The sequence below is a fragment of the Emticicia sp. BO119 genome, from assembly GCF_013912375.1.
GTDB lineage: Bacteria > Bacteroidota > Bacteroidia > Cytophagales > Spirosomataceae > Emticicia.
This window is the reverse complement of the sequence record NZ_JACETV010000011.1, coordinates 139,809-165,174: the sequence shown is the minus strand read 5'-3', so window position 1 is coordinate 165,174 and position 25,366 is coordinate 139,809. Positions and strand designations below refer to the sequence as shown.

Genomic DNA, 25,366 nt, shown 5'->3' with positions numbered 1-25,366 from the left:
AGTGGTTAAAATTAAACGTGAGACAATATTAAGGTTGGTACTGTTGTTTAAACGTCATTTTCACATGGTTCAGCCCTTTATGCACAGGATCCCCCTGACGGTGCAGATAGCCTTCTACTTTACCTTCATTCAATGTCCCACCTGTCTTTAACCGCACAAAATCTTCCGGTCGAACCATCCTTTCCAGTTTCAATGATTGCCCTCTCCCATGAGAAAACTCTTTGCCAATCGTCTGTGTAGAAGATTCATCTACAAAGTAGGCATCCCCAATGAGTTCAGAGGCATATTTATTGGTTTCTATGTCTGCATTGGCATGAAAGATTTTTGTACCCAATGTACCCATGAAGCTTTTAACTCTGTACTCTGCTTTTTGCCCACCCATACAGGCATAATAGTTCGGTAGGTTTTGAGAGATATACACCGTTGAAATTCGACTACTCCGTGCCGTTGCCTGATAGTCTGCATCATGTTCATGTAGGAAATTCTGGGCTTCGTCAGCCCATAAGAATAGAGGTCGGTTATTGGCACTAATGGAACGTTTTTCCATTGCCCGCTGCCATATATATTTGAACAGAATCTGACAGTCTCTACCCACTTTCTGATAGACTTTCACCGGAAGATTCAGTAGAATGATTTTACCGTCTAAGCAGTCTTCCGGCTGGATATTGGAATCATGACGGCAGAATAGTGAATAAATGGGTTCTCTCAGGAGACGAAACAGAAAACCTGAAAAGGTAAAATCAATAATTGAGCGAGTCTTTTCACTCAGAGAGATATAGTTTTCATTAAAAAATTGTCTGACGAAATTGTACAAACGAGCTTCCGGTACTGCATTTCCTACTTCCATTTCCAGTGTACCTGCTTCGTCCATCAAATCTTGTGTTTCTTTGGATAATTGCAGATACCAGTCATTAACCTTCTCATTGACCTTTGCCTGTGCTTGCTGAAAGGCTCTATGATAGGCATTGCTATTTTCGCTTGAAGCCTTATTCTCCTGATCCGGTTTGGGAATGGTCTGAACAATGTCGTAGAGTGTTTGGATAGATAATTGCCCATAAGCCAATAGGCATAAATCAATCACATTGAAGATGAGCATATCCAAAGCGGTTTCCCAGAAGGGATCATCGCTTTTACCGTTTTTTTCTTCTCCGGCTCTGATAACGGTCTTTAAGACCTCAACCATATTTTCTGTGATAGATTGGCCGGAGGCTTGTGCAGCTTCATATTGCAGAAAATTAAAATGGTAGTGTCCGCCCGGTTCAAGGATAAGCAGGTCTTTTTCACGGCCTGTTAACTGGCAATAGTCCTGCCAGACTTCTTTTTCGTCCGGCTTAACGGTCAGCACTAAACCGCCGAAGCCTGCTTTCAAATATTTCAAGGCTAAGGTTCGGCCTGAACCACTTGATTTCCCAGAACCAATGCCGCCGAAAATCTGTACGCCTTCTACCGCATGGCGGATTGTCCAATGTCCGTTGCTTGAACCGGATGGAAATTCAATGAGAGGCTTATCTAAGTCAAAGGTATTCACGCAAAAGAGGTAGGGTTATGCACACAAAAATTGTTTATCAAAGATAACAATCATTTATAGATTTTTTATTTAATGGACTGAAAATTTATTTTTCGGCTTATAATTTTTCAGATGATTGCTTGCATGGCTAAGAGAGGTGAATGATTGGCGGCTTCTTCACCTTCGGTCATCAATAACTCTTTATATCTCACACTACTCAAAGCTCTGTAATCATATGGTGTTAGGGTGGCCGGTAAAATGATATGCTCTTTGCTTAGTATCTGACCGAGCCAGATTTGAGCGGCGAGTGAGTGAGCATGATCTGGCTTATATCCCAAATGTAGACTGATCCGGTCATAGGCTTTCTGCATATAGAACAGATAATTCTTTTGAAAGTACTCACACACCGATGGGTTAGCAAGCAATTGATAATCTGAATGTAAATCCCAGTTACGTATCACCTTCAACAGTTCATCTGTTTTAAAATATAAATCATCCAAGTCAATATTTCCACAGATATAGCGGTGATAATCATGTCTCAAATCAGGCTCAACAGGGAATGTCAAATATGGCCTTGGAATGTACCCCAACCTTTTTTGAATCAATTGTAAGGTTGGCCATTCAAGTTCAGGATACACCTTATCTCTGATGATCCGCTCTTCTTCAGCCAGAAGATTTTCAATTTCTTCCTCCTGACTTAGTTCAAATGCTCCGGTATCCAAACACGGGAGAAATATAAATTCTATACCATCCATTTTTTACTCCGAGTAATAATTTTATTATATTAGCATAATTATTTAAAGTCAAGATTTTTATGCCTGATAAAGAAAAAGACCAGCCTTCATTCCCCGAAGGATATGAACAATTCAATGATGAGATGGCTCATGACATTCAGCAATTACGGCATTATCAACATGCGCTAGAACAGACAAATCAGGATTTGGCTAAAGCACATCAGGATTTAAAGAAACATAGCCCTTGGAGTTCTGATTATAACAACAGGGCAGCCGTTCTTAAAAACTTGGAAGATTTGCAAAAATTTCAGCAAGGCGAGGTCAATCGGTTTACTGCCAAAACTTATGGAGCGTTGGATAGAATGATGAATGAAGTACAGGAAGTCCCTGAGGTAAGAGAACAGGTCATGCAGGTACTGGATGAAAAGGTCAATCCTGAAAAATATGAAAACAATACTCCTTATGAGAAGCAAAATCAGGAAAGCAAGGAGATACCGGAGGATAAATTAGAAACAGAAACCAGAGAATCCATCAAAGAGAAAGCAGATTTATTTGCTGAAAACAGAAATAATATCAGGGCCGGCATTAGTGCTGATAAAACCGACAAGCCAAAAGATTATAAACTGCCTTTCTTACAAAAAAAGAAAGAAGAAATGCAGCAATATAAGACAGAATTGGCGGAGAAAAAGAATGAAACGGAGAAAACACCGACACCCGATAAAAATCAAATTCCCAATGCGGGTTACCTGAATTATCAACTCAAATTCCAGAAACCTGTTTCAAAGGAGCAATCGAAAGAAAAACTGGTAAAAGACTTTTCTAAAAACAATAAAGATATTTCTCCTGATAAAGACTAAAGTTCTATTCTTTGTCTATCTGTTTATTCTGATCTTTGGAGAGGGTATTAGTCCTATCAGGTATCGGATTGTCTTTCAACCAATTGGGCAATTTGTCTTTCAACTGTTCCTTGATGAACTGTTCACGCCCTTGTTGCATGCCAACAATCCTTGGACTTACTGCTTCAATTTTTGAGAGTTTTTCTGCTAATTCAGGTTCATATTGGGCTATCAGGTAGCCATCATTAAATCCCTTCAGAAAGTCAGGGTCTATTTGAGTAGTTTCTTCCATTGCTAAAAAGTTTCACGCGCATTTCGTTCAAGGTATTTATCAATCGAGTCTATATCGTACAGAATTACTCTTGGTTGGGGTTGGGTAAACCGGATTTTTCCTTCATCACGAAGTTTCTGTAAAGTTGTTTTTGATTTAATATTCAGAAGTCGCATGGCTTGTTCATCGTCAACCCATTTTGGTTTTTCTTTTCCTTGTTCCTTTTTTAATCGGGAAACAACTTGATCAACGAGTTCATAAAAAGCGGCTTCTTCAAGGCAGATAACTTGCATAAAGAAAAAATATTTTTACGAAGCTATCTGATTTTCAAAAACTTTCAAAGAACAATGAAGAAGAAATGATTTGAGCAAATATCAAATTGTTGTACCTATGTTGTACCAAACAAAAAAGGCAGCTACGTTTTTACACGTAACTGCCTGATTATCAGCGTAGCGGGAACAGGACTCGAACCTGTGACCTTTGGGTTATGAGCCCAACGAGCTACCAACTGCTCCATCCCGCGATGTTGTTCCTAAATCGGACTGCAAAGGTACGACTATTTCTGAAATAAAAAACTATCTTTGCAAAAAAATAAAATATTTTTTCCTGTGGATATAATTTCTCCAAATCATAAAGCTGGTTTTATCAGTATTGTCGGTAAACCAAACGTGGGTAAATCTACCTTAATGAATATATTAGTGGGAGAGCGTCTTTCTATTATTACTTCGAAAGCGCAAACCACCCGCCACCGCATTATGGGTATTGTGAATGGTGTGCATAATGGTACTGATTTTCAATTAGTTTACTCTGATACTCCAGGTATTATTAAGCCTGTTTACGAGCTTCACAAATCAATGATGCACTTTGTGCATGGTTCACTTGATGATGCTGATGTGATATTGTTTGTAACTGATATTTTCGAGAAACATGATGAAAATGATGTAATTGAAAAGCTCCAACATACAGAAACACCTATTTTATTAATTGTCAATAAAATAGATTTAGCCAAGCCTGAACAGATAGAAGAAAAGCTTAATTACTGGAAAGAAAATTTTAAAGCAACTGAGGTGATTGCTATTTCGGCATTAGAAAATCAGAATATTGGAGAGTTATTTGACAAAATTATTAACTTTTTGCCTACGCATCCACCCTATTTCCCGAAAGATGAATTGACAGATAAGCCGGAGCGCTTCTTTGCGGCGGAGATCATGAGAGAAAAGATTTTTACTAATTATATTAAAGAAGTACCCTATAGTTGCGAAGTAGTAATTACTAGTTTTAAGGAAAAAGAAGACATGATTGTGATTAGTGCCGAAATTTACGTGGAGCGCACCACACAGCGCGCTATTCTATTAGGTCATAAAGGGGAAAGAATTAAGAAAGTAGGAATTGAGGCCCGTATGGAGATGGAAAAGTTTTTTGGGAAAAAGATTTTCTTAGAACAATATATCAAAGTGGAGCCTGACTGGAGAAATAAACGAAATAAATTAGAGAAATTTGGGTATGAATAACTTTAATTTCCTTTACAAACAACCACTATGCTATACCTTATCTTAAGTATTATTTTTTCGGTATTATTGCTGATAAACTTCCGTATTTATCCCAAATATCAAATCAGTACTTTTCAGGCAATTGCTTTTAATTATCCTGTCTGTTTTCTTACCGGCTTGGCATTAATGCCTAAAGCGCAGCATTTTGAATTAAATTTCTCAGAAGACTGGCCTTACTATGCTTTATTCTTAGGGGTTGGTTTTATCATTACTTTTATACTATCAGGTGTTTCTACCCAGAAAATGGGTATTACTGCTACCTCATTAGCTAATAATATCTCATTGGTGATTCCGGTTATTTTCAGCCTTTTTATTTTAAAAACCAACGGTCGAACCTTTGATGGATTAAACTATCTGGGCTTGTTCTTGGCAATAGTGGCAGTTGGTTTAAGTACTTTTAAACCGAGTCAGGAGAAAATCAAAGGTAAAGGTTTAGACTTCCTATTGCCTGTTGCGGTCTTCTTGCTTTATGGAATTACGAATACAGCCATTAATTACCTGAATCTGAAATACATTACCTCTTCTGACCGCACTGTGCCTGTTACATTGGTAATGGTTTTAGGCGCAGTAATTGCCGGGGCTGTAGCGTTGATTATCCAGTTACTAAGAGGTAAAGAGAAAATTGAAGGTAAAAATATTCTGGCAAGTATTACCTTGGGCATGCCTAATTTTTTATCGTTCTATTTTCTGATATTAGCCCTTTCGGCTTTTGGTAATAGTGGCGCTTTTGTGTATCCCTTATATAATATTGGCGTTATCTTAGTATCGGCCATCATTGCAGGGTTATTTTTTAAAGAGAAGCTTACTGCCTTGAATAAAGTTGGTTTACTATTGGCGATTGTAGCCATAGCATTGATTTCATGGCAGGATATTCAGGGAATTTTTTAGGCATCTGTGAACCCAAAGCCCTTGTACTGTGTTGATACCCAATAGAATTTCCTCTGTTTTCCCTATCTTTGTACCCCATTAATACTCAACGACTTAAAGAGAATAGAGACCTCTCTCTTTATCGGCGCTTGGAAAAATTGTTTTTTTATTATTTCCAGAGGTCTTCATCTATAATTTATACCCTATTAAGGGTCAGGGGTTTATGGCAAATATTGTTGCAATTGTAGGCCGACCGAACGTCGGTAAATCTACACTTTTTAATCGTCTTATTGAGAGCCGCGTGGCTATCACTGATAATATGCCGGGCGTGACTCGCGACCGTCACTATGGGCAGGCTGTCTGGACAGAGAAATATTTTACAGTTATTGATACTGGCGGATACGTAGTCGGTTCTGAAGATACTTTCGAAGGCGCTATCCGTGATCAGGTAGAAATTGCTATTGAAGAATCAAGTGTTATTCTGTTTGTGGTAGATACTATGACAGGATTAACTGATTTGGATAAAGACTTTGCGAATATCCTTCGTCGTTCTAAAAAACCTGTATTTGTAGTAGCCAATAAAGCTGAAACTTTTGAGCGCCAGCAAACAGCAGCAGAGTTTTATGAAATGGGCTTGGGTGATGAAATCTTTCCTATTTCTGCAGCTGACGGTGGTGGTACCGGAGATTTGTTGGATGAAGTAGTGAAAGCATTTGAAGATGATGGCATCGAAAATCCAAACGAGGGTATTCCAAGAATTGCGATTCTGGGTCGTCCGAATGTGGGTAAATCTTCATTCCTCAATGCTTTGACTGGTAAAGATAGAAGTATCGTAACTGACATTGCAGGTACTACCCGTGATGCGATTGATACGCATTACAGATTGTATGGAAAAGACTTTATTCTGACCGACACAGCAGGTATCCGCAAAAAGGCTAAGGTGCATGAGAGCATTGAGTTTTATTCGGTCCTACGTTCAATCAAAGCTCTGGAAGATTCTGATGTATGCATCATTCTTTTAGACGCCTCTAAAGGCCTGGAATCGCAGGATATTAGTATCATTGCCAATGCCCATAACTCTAAAAAGGGGATTGTGTTGATGATTAATAAATGGGACTTGGTAGAGAAAGACTCTAAAACCGCCGACCGAATGAAAAAGGAGATTCTCGAACGTATTGCTCCTATGAATTACATGCCTGTAGTTTTTGCTTCGGTTCTGGAAAAACAACGCATTTTTCAGGTGATTGAAAAAGCAATGGAAGTCTATGAAAACAAAACCTTCAAGATTACTACTTCTAAGTTGAATGAGGTAATGCTACCGATTATTGAGCAGACACCTCCTCCGATGTTGAAAGGGAAACAAATCAAAATCAAGTACTGTTTACAATTACCTACACCATCACCAACATTTGTATTCTTCTGTAATCTACCTCAGTATATAAAAGAGGCGTACGAGCGATTCTTGCAGAATAAAATACGCGAGCATTTTGGTTTCGAAGGAGTTCCGATTACGATATTCTTTAGAAATAAATAAACTATTTCATAAAGAAGCCTCACCAAAAGTGAGGCTTCTTCGTTTCCAGAACTACTGCAATTTCTTATACTTAATACGCTTAGGCGTTACATCAGTACCCAAACGCTTGCGACGATTTTCTTCATATTCCGAGAAGTTTCCTTCAAACCAATATACCTGCGAGTTGCCCTCAAAAGCTAAGATATGTGTTGCGATTCTGTCTAAGAACCAACGATCATGGGAGATAACCACAGCACAACCTGCAAAGTTTTCGAGACCCTCCTCCAAAGCACGTAGTGTATTTACGTCTAAGTCATTGGTAGGCTCATCTAATAGCAATAGGTTACCGCCTTCTTTCAGCATCATTGCCAGGTGTACGCGGTTTCTTTCACCACCAGACAAAGTACCGATTTTTTTCTCCTGATCTGACCCCTGAAAATTGAAGCGGCTTACATAACCGCGGGCATTTACCTGTTTATTACCCAACATCACCCATTCATTACCGCCTGAAATCAATTCATAGACTGATTTGGCAGGGTCTAACTGGTTATGTTCCTGATCAACATAAGAAAGTTTTACAGTCTCCCCTACTTCAAATGTGCCTTCTAAAGGTTGTAATTGCTCGGTTATGAGTTTAAATAAAGTAGTTTTACCCGCGCCGTTAGGTCCGATAATTCCCACGATACCGTTTTGTGGCAGACTGAAATTCAGATCTTCGTATAGTAGCCTATCGCCAAATCCCATTTTTACACCTTTGGCTTCAATCACTTTATTACCTAAACGTGGCCCTGGTGGAATGAATAACTCCAGTTTCTCTTCTCTTTCCCTATTATCTTCACTCACCATTCGGTCGTAAGCAGCCAAACGAGCCTTAGATTTTGCCTGACGTGCCTTCGGTGCCATTCTCACCCACTCCAACTCTCGTTGTAAAGTCTTCTGACGTTTTGATTCCGATTTTTCTTCTTTCGCCAAGCGGTTTTGTTTCTGCTCCAACCATGAAGAATAATTACCTTTCCACGGGATACCCTCTCCTCTATCCAATTCTAAAATCCAACCTGCTACGTTATCAAGGAAATAACGGTCGTGAGTTACTGCAATTACAGTTCCTTTATACTGGCGCAAGTGTTCCTCCAACCACAATACCGACTCAGCATCCAGGTGGTTGGTAGGCTCATCTAATAATAATACATCCGGTTGTTTCAACAATAAGCGGCAAAGGGCAACCCGGCGCTTTTCACCACCTGATAAGGTTTCAATCTTTGCATCTTCCGGCGGACAACGCAGCGCGTCCATCGCACGTTCCAGACGGGTATCCAATTCCCAGGCATCCAACTGATCGAGTTTTTCCTGTACAACTCCCTGTCTTTCAAGCAGTTTATCAAAATCAGCATCTGGTTCAGCAAAAGCGTTGTTGATTTCGTCAAATTCTTTCAATAAATCTACAATCTCCTGAACCCCTTCTTCTACTACTTCACGTACAGTTTTAGTCGGGTCGAGTTGAGGCTCCTGTTCAAGCAAACCAACTGTATAACCCGGCGAAAATACTACGTCACCATTGATGTTTTTATCAATGCCTGCAATGACTCTTAACAAGGTAGATTTACCCGAGCCATTGAGACCTAAAACGCCGATTTTTGCACCATAGAAAAACGAAAGATAGATATTTTTAAGAATCTGACGATTCGGAGGAATGATTTTACTCACCCGCTCCATCGAAAAAATAATTTGCTCACTCATTGTTTAAAGTGGTTTCTTAGATAGTTTTTTATGCTCCAATGTTAAATTTTTGAAAAATAAATCATATTTCAGGCTTTTTTTTTGCTCAAAATAAAATTTTGTCTCAAATATCGTCATTCAAGTTTGCATTATACAAAAAAACTGCGAATTTTACCTTTTCAAACCACAACCCTTGACTCACAAGCCATGTGATTTTAATTATGGACGGCGTAACATTAGATAACGAATATGCTTACATCAAAGACGGTAAGGTATTCTTGAAGGGCTACTTAGATATGCCCGACCGACAAATCGGCGAAGTAAAACGCACAGAAGAAGAAGCTTTCCAGTACTTCATTAACCGTTACCAGATTGCGGTAAATAAGGTTAATCAACTTGAAACGGAAATCACGGAGGCCCAGAATAAGGGCTCCTTCTTAACAAAACTCACGCAACTTCGCAAACGACTGCTGAACTTTGACGGTATCGGCGACTTTATTCCATTGCTCAAAAAGTTAGACGAGCAGGAAGAATATCTTCGCAGCCTTATCGTAGGTAACCAGGCTAATAACCTTACAATCAAGCAAGCATTGATTGATGAAGCCAAAGAAGCCAAAGAAGATGTTGACTGGGGTGTTGTAGCAGACAAACTACAAGATATCAAAACCCGATGGATTAGAACTGGCCCTGTCGACAAACCGTATCAGGACGATATTGAAACGGTCTTTCGTGAAGTACTTGATGATTTCTATCAACGTAGAAAAGCTTTCTACGAAGAGCAGAACCGGATCATCGGAGAACGCATGGAGAAATACATGGAACTGGTGAAAGGAGCCGAGCAGTTATTCCGTATGGGTAATTGGGAATTATCTTTTGCCGAGTTGAAAAGGCTACAGAACGAATGGAAGAATGTAGGAGATGTACCTCCGAAGCGTTTGAAATTTGAGTTCCGTCGTTTCAAAAAACTAACGACCCTTTATTACGAAAAATATTGTGCTGCTAAAGGGATTCAGATTAAAACCAGAGTTGACCCTCGCGTAGAGGCACAGCAAAAAATGATGGAAGAAGCTGAAAGATTAGCAGAAGCCAAAGACATTTTTGCTTCTACCGAAAGAGCAAAAGTATTGCTCAACGATTGGAAGAATATCAAAGTACCTTCTCATTTAGCAGTACGCAACGTAGCAGAACGCTTCCGAGCAGCTTGCGATAAGATTTTTGAGTTAAGTTACCTGATGAAGGTAATTACAAGAAAACTGCCTAATTACAATTATTTGAGCGAAAGACAACAGGTTCTGACCAAATATCGTGAGATGGAAAGTATCGTAACTCGTGCCCGTGGCGAATTGAAACAATTGATTGAAAGCTACGATGGTGTAGCACGTAATCCTGACATGGATAAAATCATGACTTCCAATATTCAGACACAAAGACGCAAGTTATTGATGAAAGAAGTAATCTTAGAAGAATTGAGACGTGCCGCTCAGAATGTACAATAAGATCATTTGATTTTATTCCATATAAAGTCCTGTTTGTCTGGCAAACGGGACTTTTCTTTTAGCCTATATCAACTAACGTTAGTACTTAAACGTAAGACAAAAAAACAGCGTTGCGGAAAAAACCACAACGCTGTCTGATTACCCTAAACTAAATACTAATGATATATTACTTTACTTCTACAGTTCTATATTCAGAAACATCAGGCAACTTTGTTTGAAGATTGATTTCTTTTGTGATGGTTTCTTTACCATTCGAAATCTCGAAACGGTATTTACCATCTTCTAAACCCTGTAAATCAAATTTCTTGGCAAATTGAGTTGCTTTTCTGTTTACAACCTCTACATAGATTGTCTCATTTTTTTCATTTTTCAAACGAATCTCTACCCAGTTACCTTGTTCTTTGGCAATCATTACATTTATTTTCATGGTGTTCACCACGCGATACATGCCCACATCAAATGTTTTTCCTTCTGCTAATTCAGTTGCTGAAACTGCTGTGAAAGTGAACAGACCTGCTACAAGAGCTAATGCAAAATTTCTTACTTGCTTTTTCATAATCATAATTTTGTTAAATGTTAAGTAATGCTTTTTTTTCTATTAATAGACGCTTTTTAAAGCTGTGTGTTTCAGATTTTAAGTTAATCGGCCCTAAAACTTGATAAGCGGTTATTGGCTTAGTAACTTAAAGTATGTGTACCTTTTACGATTTCTTTAGTAATGATACGATCTCCGTTTTTAACCTCTACATAATATTTACCGGTTTTCACGTTGCTCATATCAAAACATAATTTATATGATTCAACTTTCTTGCCTAAAACTTCTTCGTGTAGCGTACTTCCGTCAGCATCCATTAATTTAATGGTTGCTGCTACACCTTTATCCTTTGTCAGGTTCATATTCAATTTCAATGAATTAGTGTGACCTGCTTCATACATACCTACTTTAAGGTTACTGCTTTTATACTCAATTTTTTTGTCGTCTGCATTGGCGTTGAATGCTACTGAACTCGCTAATAAGGCGATTGCGATGATTGATGTTATCTTTTTCATAATTTTTGTAATTTTAAATAATGGCTTTTTCAATTTTATAGATGCTGTTTTAGAGCTGTGTGTTTCAGATTTTAAGTTAATCGGCTATAAGACTTGATGAGCGGTTGGTGGCTTAGTAACTTAAAGTATTTGTACCTTTTAAGATTTCTTTAGTAATAATGCGATCTCCATTTTTAACTTCTACATAATATTTACCGGCTTTCATGTTGCTCATATCAAAACATAATTTGTATGATTCAATTTTCTTTCCCAAAACTTCTTCGTGCAAGATGCTGCCATCTGCATCCATTAATTTAACGGTTGCTGCTACACCTTTATCTTTTGTAAGGTTCATATTCAATTTCATTGAATTTGTGTAACCTGCCTCGTACATACCTACATTAAGATTACTGCTTTTATATTCAATTTTTTTATCTTCTGCATTAGCGTTAAATGCTAAAGTAGTTGCTAATAAAGCGATGGCGATGGTTGATGTTATCTTTTTCATAATTTTATTTTTTAATATTTTATTTAATTTTTTGATGGTTTAAAATTAGCTCAGCTTTGTTTTCCAGTGTGACATTTGTGATAAAACTAAGGTATTTTGTGATGAACCTCTTATCTCTCTATGTCTCTTATTTTTTGCTTTACTGTTTTGTTTTTGTTTTGATGATTCAAAGATATATGCTTTACTTGGTACTGTGCATTACAAACTACTTGAATGGTTATTTTAAAAGGACAAACGGTAATTAGATTTGATAGCCTTGAAATTCATTTTCCATAAAATTTTATTTTGTCAAAATCTCTTAAACACTAAAAAAAAACATTTCTACAGAACAATATTTTGCGAAACTCTAATTTTTGTTAAAATATCTTATTTCCGCTCTACTCTTTTTTCTCGTCTTCGTTGTTACTGTAATTGTTCAAAATTATATCGCTTTTTTTTTCAGATAACTTATAATTTATAAACGGTCAATGCCAACTTACGAACGGTTACTTCTTTTGCATTTCTGGTTCAATCTGGGCTTTTGGCAAAATATTATTTTTTCTGTATATACTTTGCTTTTAAAAAAAGGTTACAAACAAAATAATATTTTGATAAACCCTTCGTTTCGGCCTTTCGCCTCATGCTTACATTTTATATATATGACAAACTCGTGCCAGAAAACTTTAAAATTTGTTAAAATATATTTAAATCATTGATAATCAACAATTTAAATAAAACAAAGTGTGCCAAAAAAAATTAGAGATTATTGAAATTTGTCCGATATCGTACGTTTCATTTCCGTTTTCGTACATCCGTACGAAAAACTTTATTAGTTTTGGCACGCCAATAAGCAAACATTATTATCAAAAAGAAGGATTTGAGAAATAGAACTCAATAAATTTTATCCATTTTTTAAGACATTCTTTTTAAAAAAACTTGTAGCTTGCAGTTTAAATTTATACCTATATCTAGTATAGATAGTAACATTCAACCTTATTTACTCAAGATGAAAAAAATACAGATTTTAGCTTCTTCATTTGCTATTGCAGTTTTAATCAGTTGCAACTCAAACGCCCAAACCAAATCTGTTGTACCAGAAGTTTCACCAGCACCAATGAAGCCTGATATGACAGAAATCTGGAATCCAGAAGTACCAGTAGTAACTCCAGGTAAACATTTAGGTGATGCCCCTTCTGATGCTATTATACTTTTTGACGGAAAAGACTTGTCTCAATGGGTAAGTGCTAAAGATGGTGGCCAGGCCAAATGGAATATTGTAAACGGTATAATGGAAGTAGCTCCAGGTACAGGAGATATTAAAACCAAAATGAAATTCGGAGATTGCCAGCTACATATTGAATGGAGTGCCCCTGACGAAGTAAAAGGCAATAGTCAGGGACGTGGCAATAGTGGGGTTTTCTTTCAGGATCGTTACGAATTACAGGTATTAGATTCATACGAAAACCGTACTTACCGTAATGGACAAGCCGGAAGTATTTATAAAGATGCTGCCCCTTTAGTAAACGTTACACGTAGCCCATTAGAATGGAATACTTATGATGTTATTTATACTGCACCTCGTTTCAAAGCAGATGGCCGTATCGATTACCCTGCCCGTATCACCGTATTGCACAATGGCGTAGTAGTTCAAAACAATACTACTATCCTTGGCTTAACTCTTTACATTGGCTTACATAATTATCCTGAAGCGCATGGTGACGATGTAATCCACTTACAAGACCACGGTAACAAAACTCAATTCAGAAACATCTGGATCAGAAAACTGTAATATTTATAGATTTTAGCTTGTATAGAAATGCCATTCCCAAAAGGAGTGGCTTTTTTATTTGTGGCGCGAGCTTCCAGCTCACCACAAAATTTCCTGAACTATGCCGCAACGAAGTACCGTTTTAGCTGATTTAATTGATTCTTTGGATTTAAAACTGTATAAAATCATTTATCAGTAAAATCATAAAATCAGCTAAATCATAGTTCAGACAAAAATCAAAGATTAAATTTCCTTAATCCAAAGCTCTTTACAAACCAATCGTTCTGACACGCTGTTTTATTAGAAAGGATAATCTCCTATTCCTTATATTGTTCTCTCACACTTCAACCTTATTCATAATGAAAAAGAGCAAATTAGGTAATCAAGGCTTAATAGCCTCACAAATGGGATTGGGCTGTATGGGTATGTCAGAGTTTTATGGCAATACCGACGAAGCCGAGTCACTTCGTACAATTAATAGAGCCATTGATTCGGGAGTAAATTTTTTAGATACAGCCGATATGTATGGCCCATTCAAAAATGAGATATTATTAAGCAAAGTATTAAAAGACCGAAGAAAGGAAGTTGTATTAGCTACCAAGTTTGGCATAGTCAGAAATGCAACTGACCCGACAGTAAGAGGCTTTAATGGCTCACCAGAATATTGTAAAAAAGCATGTGAAAGAAGTCTGCAACGATTAGGCATAGAAACCATAGACTTATATTACCTGCATCGTGTCGATCAGAATGTGCCTATTGAAGAAACAGTAGGTGCTATGGCAGATTTAGTAAAAGAAGGCAAAGTACGTTACATTGGCTTATCAGAAGCCGCTCCGGTAACACTTCGTAAGGCTTTCAAAGAGCACCCGATTACTGCTTTACAGACTGAGTATTCATTATGGTCTCGTGAGCCTGAAGATGAGATTATTCCGACCTGCCGGGAATTAGGCGTTGGCTTCGTACCGTATAGCCCTTTGGGCAGAGGATTCCTGACCGGAGAAATCAAAAGTTTTGATGATTTAGCCCCAGATGATTTCCGAAGAATATCGCCACGCTTTCAGGGCGAGAATTTTGCAAAGAATCTCGAATTAGTTAATAAAATCAAACAATTGGCTGATGAAAAAGGCTGTACAGCTTCTCAACTGGCTTTAGCATGGGTAATGGCTCAAGGCGACGATATTTTCCCAATTCCAGGTACTAAACGGGTAAAATATCTGGAAGAAAATATTGCTGCCGCTGATATTAATTTATCTTCTGACGAATTAGCAGAAATAAATGCGATTGCTCCTAAAAACGTGGCAGCCGGAACTCGTTACCCTGCAGCAAGTATGCAGTTTGTTAATAAGTAATTTATCTATAAATGAAAATCTGTCCTTACCAGCTTCTGCTGACAAGGACAGATTTTCTTATTTACCTTGAATAAAATACTGTAATCGGATACAATACTTTAGTCTTAGTTATAAATTCTGGGTGCTCTGACAGGTCTGGGCGCCACTACAGGGGTCGGGGTTCTAATGTATCCTGATACTGGTGCAGGTGCCACCACAGGAGAGGGTGTTCTCATGTACCCTCCCGTTGGTGCCGGAGGAACCGGTACTGACGCAATAATAGTTGAAGGCCGACCAATCGCTCTTGGTGTTGGAACCACTGATGGTACAGGCGGAACTGGGGGCATAATGCTACCGAAACTATGATACATATGCCCGTTCTCGCTATAAGTACTAAAGTTAATATGCTCACCGTTTGCCTCTATCGTAAAATTTTTGTCTTTCATCCCTCTTATACGGCCTCCCCAGGTCTTGTCTATCCAGTTCCATACCTTTTCGTATACTGCAGTTGATTGTGGTTCTAAATTAATTAGCATTTTTTCACCCTTGACACGAATCTCAAAATCTTTCTTATCCTTAATTAATCCCTCTTTAAAAAGCATTTCAGCAAATTCTCTGAATTCTTTCTTGAAACGTGCTTCTTCTTCTTTAGCCAGTTTTTCTATTACCTTGCCTTTCTCTTCCATTAAGCGACCAAGGCTATCCATAGGGCGATGATAACGTTCCATTACTCTTTGCAAACTATCCATTGGATTATTCAAGCGCTCCATTTTTCGTTGGATAGGTAACATTTCTTCTTCTATTTTGCGCATTTCTTCTTCAACGCCATGCATCTGGTTTTCTAAATCACGCTCTTTTTTCTCCAGGCCTCTTAATTTTTGTTCAGCGTCAGCCGGCATTCTTACATCGCGGTATTGGTTTTCTATTTTTCTCATGGTCAGACTTACCTCCTGCATTTCGATAGAAAGATTCTCTATTTTTCGTTGAGGTACACGCATTTTCAACGAAACCTGTTCCATATCTTTTCCATGTTTTTCCATCAGCTTGCCATATTTATCCTCCATTTGCTTGCTATACTTTTCCATTTCCTGACTATACTTTTCCATTTCTCTACCTAACCTCTCCATTTCTTTTTCTGCATCATCTAATCTTGAGGTATCGGCCACATAACCATCATGTAAGAAAAACTGCTCATTTACATCATCCATTTCATTTTCAACAATACCCGGTATTATAGAGAAATTTGAGTTTTTGGCATTCAGGAACTGTGTAGCATAAGCTTTCATAGTCTCAAACTCTTTATCTGCCAGTTCTTTACCCTCTACCACAATCTTTACAATTTCACCCTTCTTGTTTTTATATACCCCTACATTCTTTTTATCTTTTTCAAAGAAATAGAAATCAAATTGTTCTTCAGGTGTAACAAACTCATTACTTGTATTTTTCGATTTCTGGTCGTTTTTAGCGATTCTATCCTGTCCGTAAGCAATTCCCATCGCTGCAATCAGTACCATACCTACAAAAACAGCCCAGTTGCCATAACTCATAGGTTTAGCATCGTTGATACCCACAATACGTTTAATTCTATCTATAAAAGTCTGGCGTTTTGCTCCAAAAGCCATAGCCAAACGTGGTTGATGTTGAAATGTAGCTACCTGTGTCAGGGCTTTAGCTAATACAAGTCTGTCGCCGCAAATCTCTACTGCAAAATCATCACAGCAGTTTTCTCTTTCATCACGCACTTGTGCAGAGATAAACCAGGTGGCAGGATGAAAAAAGAAAAGGATTTCAACACAGCTCTGAAAAATATTAATCAGGTAATCGTAACGTTTGATATGCGCTAATTCGTGAGCCAAAACCGCCTCTAATTGAGTAATACTCAACCCTGACATAATACCTGCTGGAAGCAGAATAATTGGTTTTATCCAACCTATAGTCATAGGCACTACAGCCTTAGCCGATTCAAATAAGCGAATAGGTATATTTAGCTGAATTTTCTCCTGCAATTCTTCCATAATACCTAATATTTCATCTCTCACAGGTGTGATTTTTTGCACTTTCAGTTGTTGTACATAAACAAACCCTATGATTAAACGCAATAGAAGAAGGTTAGCACCAATGAACCAGAATAAAACGAAGGTTTCAAGGTTGTTCTGAATGAATAATTGCGCCTGTTGAATGAAAGTTAATTTAGAAGAAGCAAATACAGAAATGCCATCCAGATTAGCCGCATTGTTGATAAAGAAAGCTGTAAATTTTGGTTTTCCGGCAGCTATTTCGGCAGGTTCATACACCATTCCGAAAGTTACAATGGCACTGACTAATTGCAAACTCAATGCACCAATGCCTTGCCAGTAACGAGCATTAGAAGTTTTGAAAACTTGGCGAAGAACGCTAAAGACTGCTACAATGACAAGCCCTTGCCATAATGAGTGAATGAGTGTCCAACCCAATGCAGAGCTGATGTTTTCAGGAATTCCGGCAGTAAATTCAAAAAGCTTTTTCATAATTTAATTAAATATAAATTTATTAGTTAATAGGTTATTGACCTTTTTCGATAGAATCAATCAATTTTTTAATCTCATCTAACTCTTCTTTACTCACCTGTTGATTACCAAGTGCTTGCATTACCATTCTGGTTGCAGAGCCTCTGAATGTAGTACCTATAAATTTGTCTAAAAGCATATGCTGAGTAGGTTCTTCGCCTACTGCTGCTTCATATACATGATACCGACCCTCATCTGTACGGCTTACCAATTGCTTCTCAAACATAATCTGCATGAGTTTGAGCGTTGTGGTATAGCCTACCTCTTTTGTTTTAGAAAGTTCTTCATTCACCTGTCGGACTGTTGCTTTACCTAAAGCCCACAAAATCTGTAAGATTTCTAATTCAGACTCGGTGGGCTTGATGTTTATTTGCTTTTCCATAATTTTAAATTTGTTACAACTATTTAATCAGTTTGATTTGATGCAATATATCTACGAATAATTTCGTAACAAATATAATAGAAAAGAAATAAGACTTCCAAATTTTATTACGAAAATTTTCGTAGATTGATTGAAATTAAGTTTTTTTAACAAAAACAACCTATATCCCGTTGATATAATTTAAAAACTCCGGGATTATAACCTTACTATCAGTGTTAATAATTGATTCTTGCCGAACAATTAAAGGAATACCTGCATTGTTTTAATCTAAAATGCAGATATTTGTTTGACAATGCCCAAAATAAAATGTCTCAAAACTAAATAGTATGCGGATACTGATTGCAGACGACCATAAGTTTATATTGGATAGCCTTGAAATGCTGATTTCTACCATGCCAGAACACGAAGTAACAGGTACTTATATCAGTGGTGTTGAGGTGTTAAGTGCTTTAGAAAAGAATAGTAATATTGATGCTATCTTATCTGATTATAATATGGGTGAACTCAATGGCATTGAAATGACCCGACAAATAAAACAAAAATTTCCACACATAAAGGTATTACTGTTGACAGTTTCTGAAGATGCCGAAACCATTAAAGAGGCTTTTGAGGCTGGTGTGTCTGGTTATGTAATGAAGAAAGCAGGAAAAGCCGAATTACAGAAAGCCCTTAGTACAATTGCTTCGGGAGAAAAATACTATAGCGAATCAGTTGTCTTTGAATTACTAAACCGAGATAAGAAAATAGGTGATCTGGTAGATGAATCTAATACTACTGGTTTATTAACAGAAAGAGAATTAGAAATTATTCGCCTGATTGCTCAAGAATTATCAACCAATCAGATTGCCGAAAAACTCTTTATCAGTCCGGCAACGGTCGAAACACACCGACACAATATCTTAAAAAAATTAGGGGTTAAAAATTCAATTGGTATTGTGATGTATGCCGTAAATAATAAGATTGTATAATTTTATATAATCGGCACTTTTACAACTACTTCTGTTCCCTTTTCTGGTAAGCTCACAAACTCAATTTCTCCATGCAATGAAGCTACACGGGTTCTGATATTCGCTAGACCCATCCCATTTTTAGACGCTTTTTCCGAAATACCTATTCCATTGTCTTTAATAACCAACTGCAATTTGTCATCAATCTGTGTCAAAGCAATAAAGGCTTCTGGGGCTTGCGCATGTCGGAGTATATTATTAGAGAGCTCAAGTATCACACTGAATAATTCATACTCTATTTTATTGGCAAACCGCTCGTCATGCGTGGAAATACTCAGAGAAAAACCGGTTTTACCCAATGAATTAATTTCTTTAACCATACTTTCTAATGCCTTGGCAAGCCCGTGCAATTCGAGTTCGGCAGGCAACAGATTATGTGAAAGTAAACGAACATCTGTATAGACCTCCGATAGTGCCTCTACCGTAGAATTAAAAATTCTCTCTTCTTTCTCGGTCTGAAAACTCGGATTAATGGCTTCCAAACGCCAGCGTAAACTGGCAATTTTTGCCGAGATATTATCATGTAGCTCACTTGCCACACGTTTACGCTCAATGGTTTGCCCTTTTAGCAAAGCCCCTTGTATCTCTTCATTTTTCTGCATTAACTCTGCGTTAATTTGTTTTAATTGCTTATTGCTCCAGAACACATAAGCAATAAGGATAACCCCTACTAACAAACTAAAAATCAAACCCATACCTATCAGGCTTTTTTTTTCATCGGCTTGCTTAAGTGCTTCGTATTCAAGGGTTTTAATACGAGTTTGTTGCTTTGCAAAATTATAATCTGCTTCCAGTTCAGCATATTTCTGATTCACCGCAACCCTACCCAAACTATCTTCATGGATCTTGTATTCTTTCATATATTTCAGGGCATTACCACTATCGCCAGCCATTTCATAAGTTTGGTAGATATGGTTTTCTGCCCTCGAGATCATTTCCATCCAGCCGGATTTTTTAGCATATTCAAGGCTCAGCTTGCGATACTCTATAGCCTTTGCAAACTGATTTTTGTTTTCATAAATCTCTGCTAAATCTGAATAAATAGCAAAAATCACTACTCTATTATTAGTTGCCTGAGCATATTTTAAAGCCTTATCACGATAATGCGCTGCCAAGTGTTCATTTCCTAACTGTGTATAACAATTGGCTATACAATGAGGGTTATCGGCTTTCAGGTTAGCACTTGTGGCACGAGGTAGCAACTTCTCAACCTGTAAATAGTAACTCAATGCTTTCTTATAGTTTCTTATACCAAAATTGCCATAATAATTATAGTCACCATAGAAATCAAGTATCCAGCACAAATTATTTGTATTATAGCTCATTTTTGCCAGTGGAAGCGCTTTTTCCATATATTCAATACATTTATCGGGCCTGCCATTGTTATTTAGAACAAACCCAGTCAGTATATAGGTATAACATAAATCCGCCGGGTCTCCGTCGGCTTTTATCAAAGTCTCAATTGCTCTTGAATATAATTTCAATGCCTCTGTATAATTGCCGTCACGGTCTTTTTTTTTACCTAAAGCTCTGGTATAAAGCCCTTTACCCTTAAGCCAGCTTATTTTGTTAGTCATGTGCCCTAAAGAATCCAGTAAATCATTTGCCCGCATATCAGCCAGATTAATACTACGCTCTGTTAACAGGCTTAATTTCCCTATAATTAAAGTATCCCGCTCAAAAGTTGGGCTTTTTTTTGCGAGAGACTGAATCTTGGTAATCAATGAATCAAGTGAAGGATTTTGCGCAAAACCTTTAAAAGATAAACTAATAAGTAACAGGTAACACAATAGTTTACTCATTGATAGTGAAGTGTATTGAGGTATAAGTAAAAATAGCAGATTTAGATGGGTTTTTCCAAGAAATCAAAGAAAATACAGGAAAACCTGTAGTTACAATCAAGGTTTTCTCTGATAAAACAGAAAGATGCATCTATGTTTAGATGCGTCTTTCTGAAGATAATAATCAATTGCATCTAATCTGTTAATTACTCTGTAGCATTTGATATTATTTCTTTTTCATTTCAATATCCATTGCAGCGGCCGGCATTTCTAACGAAACTCTGTCAATATCTCCTTTAGCATTCATTAAAAACTTAAATTTGATATTTTCCCAATCTCCTACTCCTTCAAAAATATCATAGTGATAATGGCGCAAAGAAAACTTCTCTGTGTGGAAATCAGCTTTCAAGGAGTTACCATCTACACCAATAGTTAATGCCCCATAGGCTGGATGCTCGTATATACCGGTATAGTTGCCTAATGTATGGGTAGGTTTCGTATCCTTTTGTCGCTGATTTTCATTATCTATCTTTATTTTAGCAGACTTCTCTTTCGCTTCTGCAAAATCTTTTCTCAATCGGCTGTTCCAGTCTATTGCGTTCTTTTCTAAATAAGTATCAGCAATGTAGTTAGTAATAGTTGTAACAAAATTATAACCTACTATGCCCGTATTGGTTGTAATAAATACCGCCAGATTATCATTGGGGAAAACAGTCATTTGTGAACGATAACCCTCAATAGATCCGCCGTGCTGGCGACGCAGATGCCCACGATAAGTATTAATTGTCCAACCCATACCATAAGTACCAAAGCCTAATTCAGGATATTTGGCTTCAGCAGGCTGTACTACCGCCAACGGAGTATGATTTTCATTTAGATTTTTCTCTGAAACAATTACTTTATCGCCTGTTTTACCTTTGTTTAGTTGCAATAATAGCCAGTTAGACATCTCTGTTACATTAGCCTTTACAGCTCCGGCAGGGCCAATGCCATCTACATTACTATCAAAACCAGCTTCTTTTTCTGGATTCTTTTCATCACTATATGAAAGTGAATAATCCGTATTTTTCAACATTTCAGGATAGGTTAAAACCGTTGTTTTCATACCAATCGGGTCAAGAATTTTCTCCTTCATAAACTCCTCCCAGGTCTTTCCTGATAGCCTCTCAATTAATACCCCTGCTACCATATACATTAGATTGTTATATTGATATTGGGCATAAACAGGCTTATTCAGAGGTAAATATCTCAACCTGTCAAACATTTCTTTTCTGTTGAGAGGTGACGATACCCATAAATAATCATGACGAGGAAGACCAGAACGATGAGACACCAAATCACGGGCTGTAAGCGTACGTGTAGCATACTCATCATATAGCTGAAAATCAGGCATATATTCTTTTACTGGCTTATTCCAGTCAAGCTTGCCTTCATCGGCTAAAATAGCTAAACAAGCGGAAGTAAAAGATTTTGAACAAGAAGCAATACCAAAAAGCGTGTTAGCCGTAACAGGAGCTTTGGTTTTAATATCTTTTACACCATAGCCTTTGGCGTATAGGAGTTTGCCATCTTTTACGATGCACAAAGCCGTACCCGGTACCCCCCACTCTTCTAACATTTTGTTCACAAAAGTGTCTAATTCCTTCAGGGAATCAACAGGAACGACAGTTTTTGATTTTTTCTTTTGTGCAAGTGCCGGAGAGAAGATAAAAAGGAAAAGAAACAAATAAATATTTTTCATCAGATTCAGTTTAGGTTATGACCAAAAATAAGAAAATCTGATGAAAAATATAGTAATAAAAAGAAGAAATTAGTGTTAAAGCAGGCAGATTATAAACCTCTTAACCACGTAGTCAACAGCCTCACCCCAAAAGCAGTACCCGATTTCATAGAACCATATTCAGAATCACCAAAGGCCATTCCAGCAATGTCTAAGTGCGCCCAATTGCTATGTCCATCAATAAAAATTTCCAGGAATTTAGCGGCCGTTATAGCTCCGGCTATAGGTATCGATGAAAGGTTTTTTACATCAGCAATATCTGATTTCATCATGTCCTTGTAGTCATCCCACAAAGGTAAACGCCATAGTTTTTCGCCGCTTAGTTGCCCTACTTCAAATAATTGATTGGCTAAATCATCATTATTCGATAATAGGCCCGCGGCATTATACCCCAAGGCTGCTATACAATTTCCGGTTAAGGTTGCCAGATCAATAATTACCTCTGGCTCATAGTTCTTCTTGATATAAGATAGACCATCAGCTAAAATGATACGTCCTTCGGCATCAGTATCAATTACCTCAATCGTTTTCCCTGAATAGGTATTAATTACATCGCTTGGTTTCAGAGCGTTGCCATCTACGCAGTTTTCTGTAACCGGAATTACTCCTATGAGATGTACAGGAAGTTTCAGCTTTGCAGCTAACTCAATTGTTCCTAAAACCGCCCCTGCTCCTCCCATATCAGATTTCATGTAACTCATACTGCCTGCACCTTTAATTGAAAGCCCTCCCGTATCAAAGGTTACACCTTTCCCTACTAATCCTATTTTCTTTAAAGGCTTATCTGCCATTGCCGATAGGTTATATTCTAATACTATAAATCTCGGAGGGTTTTCGGTGCTTCCCTTACCAACTGCTAATAATGCTCCTAAGCCTAAACTCTCACATTCTCTTTCATCAAAGACCTTTACATCAAAACCATACATTTCTCCTGATTTTACAGCATATTCTGCCATCTTCTCAGGATACTTCCTATTGGCGGGTGCATCTACAAGCGTCATAATTCTGATTTGGGTGCTGGCAGTTTCTTTACCAATAACTGCTAAGGATTGTGCTTTTTCTTTATTTTTCTCAGATACATAAATTGTAAGTGCCGACTCGGCTGAGAAAAAATCTGTTCCCTCTTTTTTATCTGTTTTAAAAACACCAATCTCATACTCAGCCAGACAAGCTCCATTCACTATATATTCAATACTACTTTCTAACTTATCTGATTTAAGATCAATAGCTATCGAAATCGGCAGTTTTTTCTTATTATGGTAGAAGAACGAACGGAATACCTTGATAAAATCCATTGGCTTAGGTGTTTTACCTAAACCTATCAGATATACTTTATCCAAACCTTTTCTGGCTGGATACACAGGTAGTATTTCTTTTAAACCTGCCTTGAAATCTCTTTGTAGAGCCTCTGAACTAAGCCCTGCCTGGCGAGCAATTTTTGAAAGGCTCTCTGTCAGTTTTTCATTATCTAATAATGGATAAACAATAGCCTGTGGCGCATTCAGTTGAGACGATATATTGATTTTCATTGTCTTCTATTATTCCGTAAATACTTTGTATGCTGATTAAACAAATATACCACGAATAACAAAGATTTTTTACTCAATGTTAATCGTGGTCTTATATGAATTGACTTAAAATTTTAATAAAACAGCCATTCAATGGCTTTAGAGAACTCCTGTCCCCAGCGTTTTTCAGTATGCTCACCTCTTGAGTCCAAAGAGAGTTTTACGTCTACTTTCTCAGTATTCCAGCGTTGATTTTCAATGGTTTCTTTAATTTTCCTCACATTAGGAATCATCGCTACGCCTTCTTTCCCACCACCATATAGGTAGATTTTTGTGTTAATAGGGCTAAAGAATTCGGCTATATCAAAATATATTTTGTTAGACACCCACAAAGAAGGAGAAAAGACCATTAAACGACCAATAGTTTCAGGATACATTAACCCCGTATACAGACTAATCAACCCCCCCATTGAACTACCTCCGATGCCAGTAAATTGTGCTTCAGGTTTAGTTCTGTAATTGGCATCAATGTAGGGTTTAAGCGTACGCACAATAAAATTGGCATACTTCATACCCATACCTTTACCTTTTTTCTCTACTGTATAAGGCGAATACTCCTTGAAACGGTCTTTATTGCCGTGGTCAATGGATACTATAATTACATCCCCCTTATTTTGTTTGGCTAATAACGACAAGCGTTTATCTATTTCCCAATTCCCGTATTCAGAACCTTCCCCATACAGATTCTGTCCATCTTGCATATATAAAACCGGATACCGTGTATCAGTCTTTTCCTCATAATTATGTGGTAACAAAATATTAATAGCCCGAACTGTGCCTAATTGTGGAATATTAAAGTTCTCTGATACCTCCTGTATTTCAGGCATCAATTTGGTGATAGACGCTGTTGAACCATCTTGCCGCCAGAAAGGAACATAATCCTTTATATTTCCTTGTTTTCTGGAAATAACACGATTAGCCGGGGCATTTCCATAGGAATCCAGTTCCACAAAATCCCAGCCTCCACGAGTATATTTATATTCTATTGTTTCAGGAAGACTTCTATCTGGTGAAAAATAAAACTTATACTTACCTTTACCTACCTTCTCCATCTCAAACTCTGTCAAATCGGGATACCAATCACAAAAATTCCCGGATAAGTAAACAGGTCTTTCATCATCTACAGGGGTTGCTAATTCTAAACTTAATAGTGTACGATTACTCATTTCTTACTCCTTGTATCCTAAATAACTACCAAAC

Annotated in this window: 22 protein-coding genes and 1 tRNA gene; 8 read left to right on the top strand and 15 right to left on the bottom strand. The window is 37.5% G+C overall.

Going from position 1 to position 25,366, the window contains the following annotated elements:
- Nucleotides 1-28: 28 nt before the first annotated feature.
- Nucleotides 29-1,528 (bottom strand): type IV secretory system conjugative DNA transfer family protein, encoded by a 1,500-nt coding sequence (locus H1R81_RS25335; RefSeq protein WP_181843551.1) that lies wholly within the window; start codon nt 1,526-1,528, stop codon nt 29-31.
- Between the two features lie 107 nt (nt 1,529-1,635).
- Nucleotides 1,636-2,262 (bottom strand): hypothetical protein, encoded by a 627-nt coding sequence (locus tag H1R81_RS25330; protein ID WP_181843550.1) that lies wholly within the window; start codon nt 2,260-2,262, stop codon nt 1,636-1,638.
- 59 nt (nt 2,263-2,321) lie between these two features.
- Here H1R81_RS25330 and H1R81_RS25325 point away from each other — a divergent pair, with 59 nt between their 5' ends.
- Complete coding sequence (locus H1R81_RS25325) at nt 2,322-3,098, top strand: hypothetical protein (RefSeq protein WP_181843549.1); 777 nt, start codon at nt 2,322-2,324, stop codon at nt 3,096-3,098.
- Nucleotides 3,099-3,102: 4 nt separating this feature from the next.
- Here H1R81_RS25325 and H1R81_RS25320 read toward each other — a convergent pair whose 3' ends face one another.
- From H1R81_RS25320 to H1R81_RS25310, 3 genes are all read right to left on the bottom strand, one after another.
- The gene (locus H1R81_RS25320) at nt 3,103-3,369 is read right to left on the bottom strand and encodes a hypothetical protein (RefSeq protein WP_181843548.1); all 267 of its coding nucleotides are present in this window, start codon (nt 3,367-3,369) and stop codon (nt 3,103-3,105) included.
- Between the two features lie 2 nt (nt 3,370-3,371).
- On the bottom strand, nt 3,372-3,641 hold the full coding sequence (locus tag H1R81_RS25315) for a helix-turn-helix domain-containing protein (protein WP_181843547.1): 270 nt from the start codon (nt 3,639-3,641) through the stop codon (nt 3,372-3,374).
- Between the two features lie 157 nt (nt 3,642-3,798).
- Nucleotides 3,799-3,871: transfer RNA gene (locus tag H1R81_RS25310), tRNA-Met, on the bottom strand.
- Nucleotides 3,872-3,956: 85 nt separating this feature from the next.
- Here H1R81_RS25310 and era point away from each other — a divergent pair.
- The 3 genes from era to der all read left to right on the top strand — a co-directional run bounded on the left by era (nt 3,957) and on the right by der (nt 7,299).
- Nucleotides 3,957-4,859, top strand: coding sequence for a GTPase Era (gene era / locus H1R81_RS25305; protein WP_310588115.1), 903 nt, complete (start codon nt 3,957-3,959; stop codon nt 4,857-4,859).
- 27 nt (nt 4,860-4,886) lie between these two features.
- Nucleotides 4,887-5,786: an EamA/RhaT family transporter gene (locus H1R81_RS25300; protein WP_181843546.1), complete on the top strand. Its 900-nt coding sequence runs from the start codon at nt 4,887-4,889 to the stop codon at nt 5,784-5,786.
- Nucleotides 5,787-5,988: 202 nt separating this feature from the next.
- Entirely contained in the window at nt 5,989-7,299 is a 1,311-nt protein-coding gene (gene der / locus H1R81_RS25295) for a ribosome biogenesis GTPase Der (protein WP_181843545.1), read from the top strand.
- 51 nt (nt 7,300-7,350) lie between these two features.
- On the opposite strand, the gene ettA is transcribed toward der, so the two are convergent.
- Nucleotides 7,351-9,015, bottom strand: coding sequence for an energy-dependent translational throttle protein EttA (gene ettA, locus H1R81_RS25290; RefSeq protein ID WP_181843544.1), 1,665 nt, complete (start codon nt 9,013-9,015; stop codon nt 7,351-7,353).
- 200 nt (nt 9,016-9,215) lie between these two features.
- On the opposite strand from ettA, the gene H1R81_RS25285 reads away from it, so the two are divergent.
- A complete protein-coding gene (locus tag H1R81_RS25285; RefSeq protein ID WP_181843543.1) occupies nt 9,216-10,490 on the top strand; it encodes a DUF349 domain-containing protein in 1,275 nt (424 codons plus the stop codon).
- A gap of 166 nt (nt 10,491-10,656) precedes the next feature.
- Here the strand turns inward: H1R81_RS25285 and H1R81_RS25280 are convergent, their stop codons facing one another.
- The 3 genes from H1R81_RS25280 to H1R81_RS25270 all read right to left on the bottom strand — a co-directional run bounded on the left by H1R81_RS25280 (nt 10,657) and on the right by H1R81_RS25270 (nt 12,027).
- Nucleotides 10,657-11,046 (bottom strand): hypothetical protein, encoded by a 390-nt coding sequence (locus H1R81_RS25280; protein ID WP_181843542.1) that lies wholly within the window; start codon nt 11,044-11,046, stop codon nt 10,657-10,659.
- Nucleotides 11,047-11,165: 119 nt separating this feature from the next.
- Nucleotides 11,166-11,540 carry a hypothetical protein gene (locus H1R81_RS25275; protein ID WP_181843541.1) on the bottom strand — a complete coding sequence of 125 codons (375 nt, stop codon included), beginning with the start codon at nt 11,538-11,540 and terminating at the stop codon, nt 11,166-11,168.
- A 112-nt stretch (nt 11,541-11,652) separates the two neighbouring features.
- Nucleotides 11,653-12,027, bottom strand: a complete 375-nt coding sequence (locus H1R81_RS25270; RefSeq protein WP_181843540.1) for a hypothetical protein — start codon at nt 12,025-12,027, stop codon at nt 11,653-11,655.
- A gap of 985 nt (nt 12,028-13,012) precedes the next feature.
- Here H1R81_RS25270 and H1R81_RS25265 point away from each other — a divergent pair.
- Nucleotides 13,013-13,795 carry a DUF1080 domain-containing protein gene (locus tag H1R81_RS25265; RefSeq protein ID WP_181843539.1) on the top strand — a complete coding sequence of 261 codons (783 nt, stop codon included), beginning with the start codon at nt 13,013-13,015 and terminating at the stop codon, nt 13,793-13,795.
- A gap of 338 nt (nt 13,796-14,133) precedes the next feature.
- Nucleotides 14,134-15,123, top strand: a complete 990-nt coding sequence (locus H1R81_RS25260) for an aldo/keto reductase (RefSeq protein WP_181843538.1) — start codon at nt 14,134-14,136, stop codon at nt 15,121-15,123.
- A gap of 104 nt (nt 15,124-15,227) precedes the next feature.
- On the opposite strand, the gene H1R81_RS25255 is transcribed toward H1R81_RS25260, so the two are convergent.
- The gene (locus H1R81_RS25255; RefSeq protein WP_181843537.1) at nt 15,228-17,609 is read right to left on the bottom strand and encodes a M56 family metallopeptidase; all 2,382 of its coding nucleotides are present in this window, start codon (nt 17,607-17,609) and stop codon (nt 15,228-15,230) included.
- A gap of 34 nt (nt 17,610-17,643) precedes the next feature.
- Nucleotides 17,644-18,030, bottom strand: a complete 387-nt coding sequence (locus tag H1R81_RS25250; protein ID WP_181843536.1) for a BlaI/MecI/CopY family transcriptional regulator — start codon at nt 18,028-18,030, stop codon at nt 17,644-17,646.
- A gap of 326 nt (nt 18,031-18,356) precedes the next feature.
- Between H1R81_RS25250 and H1R81_RS25245 the strand changes: the two genes are divergently transcribed.
- Nucleotides 18,357-18,998: a response regulator transcription factor gene (locus H1R81_RS25245; protein WP_181843535.1), complete on the top strand. Its 642-nt coding sequence runs from the start codon at nt 18,357-18,359 to the stop codon at nt 18,996-18,998.
- Nucleotides 18,999-19,000: 2 nt separating this feature from the next.
- Here the strand turns inward: H1R81_RS25245 and H1R81_RS25240 are convergent, their stop codons facing one another.
- From H1R81_RS25240 to H1R81_RS25225, 4 genes are all read right to left on the bottom strand, one after another.
- Nucleotides 19,001-20,839 (bottom strand): ATP-binding protein, encoded by a 1,839-nt coding sequence (locus H1R81_RS25240; RefSeq protein WP_181843534.1) that lies wholly within the window; start codon nt 20,837-20,839, stop codon nt 19,001-19,003.
- 205 nt (nt 20,840-21,044) lie between these two features.
- The gene (locus H1R81_RS25235; RefSeq protein ID WP_181843533.1) at nt 21,045-22,559 is read right to left on the bottom strand and encodes a serine hydrolase; all 1,515 of its coding nucleotides are present in this window, start codon (nt 22,557-22,559) and stop codon (nt 21,045-21,047) included.
- An 89-nt stretch (nt 22,560-22,648) separates the two neighbouring features.
- Nucleotides 22,649-24,127, bottom strand: coding sequence for a M17 family metallopeptidase (locus H1R81_RS25230; protein WP_181843532.1), 1,479 nt, complete (start codon nt 24,125-24,127; stop codon nt 22,649-22,651).
- Between the two features lie 113 nt (nt 24,128-24,240).
- Entirely contained in the window at nt 24,241-25,332 is a 1,092-nt protein-coding gene (locus H1R81_RS25225; RefSeq protein ID WP_181843531.1) for an alpha/beta hydrolase, read from the bottom strand.
- Nucleotides 25,333-25,366: the final 34 nt, after the last annotated feature.

What these genes read in the sequence shown, in the direction of transcription:
- H1R81_RS25330 (WP_181843550.1), bottom strand. Translation starts at nt 2,262, where the DNA reads ATGGATGGTATAGAATTTATATTTCTCCCGTGTTTGGATACCGGAGCA.
- H1R81_RS25325 (WP_181843549.1), top strand. Translation starts at nt 2,322, where the DNA reads ATGCCTGATAAAGAAAAAGACCAGCCTTCATTCCCCGAAGGATATGAA.
- H1R81_RS25320 (WP_181843548.1), bottom strand. Translation starts at nt 3,369, where the DNA reads ATGGAAGAAACTACTCAAATAGACCCTGACTTTCTGAAGGGATTTAAT.
- H1R81_RS25315 (WP_181843547.1), bottom strand. Translation starts at nt 3,641, where the DNA reads ATGCAAGTTATCTGCCTTGAAGAAGCCGCTTTTTATGAACTCGTTGAT.
- H1R81_RS25300 (WP_181843546.1), top strand. Translation starts at nt 4,887, where the DNA reads ATGCTATACCTTATCTTAAGTATTATTTTTTCGGTATTATTGCTGATA.
- der (WP_181843545.1), top strand. Translation starts at nt 5,989, where the DNA reads ATGGCAAATATTGTTGCAATTGTAGGCCGACCGAACGTCGGTAAATCT.
- ettA (WP_181843544.1), bottom strand. Translation starts at nt 9,015, where the DNA reads ATGAGTGAGCAAATTATTTTTTCGATGGAGCGGGTGAGTAAAATCATT.
- H1R81_RS25285 (WP_181843543.1), top strand. Translation starts at nt 9,216, where the DNA reads ATGGACGGCGTAACATTAGATAACGAATATGCTTACATCAAAGACGGT.
- H1R81_RS25280 (WP_181843542.1), bottom strand. Translation starts at nt 11,046, where the DNA reads ATGAAAAAGCAAGTAAGAAATTTTGCATTAGCTCTTGTAGCAGGTCTG.
- H1R81_RS25275 (WP_181843541.1), bottom strand. Translation starts at nt 11,540, where the DNA reads ATGAAAAAGATAACATCAATCATCGCAATCGCCTTATTAGCGAGTTCA.
- H1R81_RS25270 (WP_181843540.1), bottom strand. Translation starts at nt 12,027, where the DNA reads ATGAAAAAGATAACATCAACCATCGCCATCGCTTTATTAGCAACTACT.
- H1R81_RS25265 (WP_181843539.1), top strand. Translation starts at nt 13,013, where the DNA reads ATGAAAAAAATACAGATTTTAGCTTCTTCATTTGCTATTGCAGTTTTA.
- H1R81_RS25260 (WP_181843538.1), top strand. Translation starts at nt 14,134, where the DNA reads ATGAAAAAGAGCAAATTAGGTAATCAAGGCTTAATAGCCTCACAAATG.
- H1R81_RS25255 (WP_181843537.1), bottom strand. Translation starts at nt 17,609, where the DNA reads ATGAAAAAGCTTTTTGAATTTACTGCCGGAATTCCTGAAAACATCAGC.
- H1R81_RS25250 (WP_181843536.1), bottom strand. Translation starts at nt 18,030, where the DNA reads ATGGAAAAGCAAATAAACATCAAGCCCACCGAGTCTGAATTAGAAATC.
- H1R81_RS25245 (WP_181843535.1), top strand. Translation starts at nt 18,357, where the DNA reads ATGCGGATACTGATTGCAGACGACCATAAGTTTATATTGGATAGCCTT.
- H1R81_RS25240 (WP_181843534.1), bottom strand. Translation starts at nt 20,839, where the DNA reads ATGAGTAAACTATTGTGTTACCTGTTACTTATTAGTTTATCTTTTAAA.
- H1R81_RS25235 (WP_181843533.1), bottom strand. Translation starts at nt 22,559, where the DNA reads ATGAAAAATATTTATTTGTTTCTTTTCCTTTTTATCTTCTCTCCGGCA.
- H1R81_RS25230 (WP_181843532.1), bottom strand. Translation starts at nt 24,127, where the DNA reads ATGAAAATCAATATATCGTCTCAACTGAATGCGCCACAGGCTATTGTT.
- H1R81_RS25225 (WP_181843531.1), bottom strand. Translation starts at nt 25,332, where the DNA reads ATGAGTAATCGTACACTATTAAGTTTAGAATTAGCAACCCCTGTAGAT.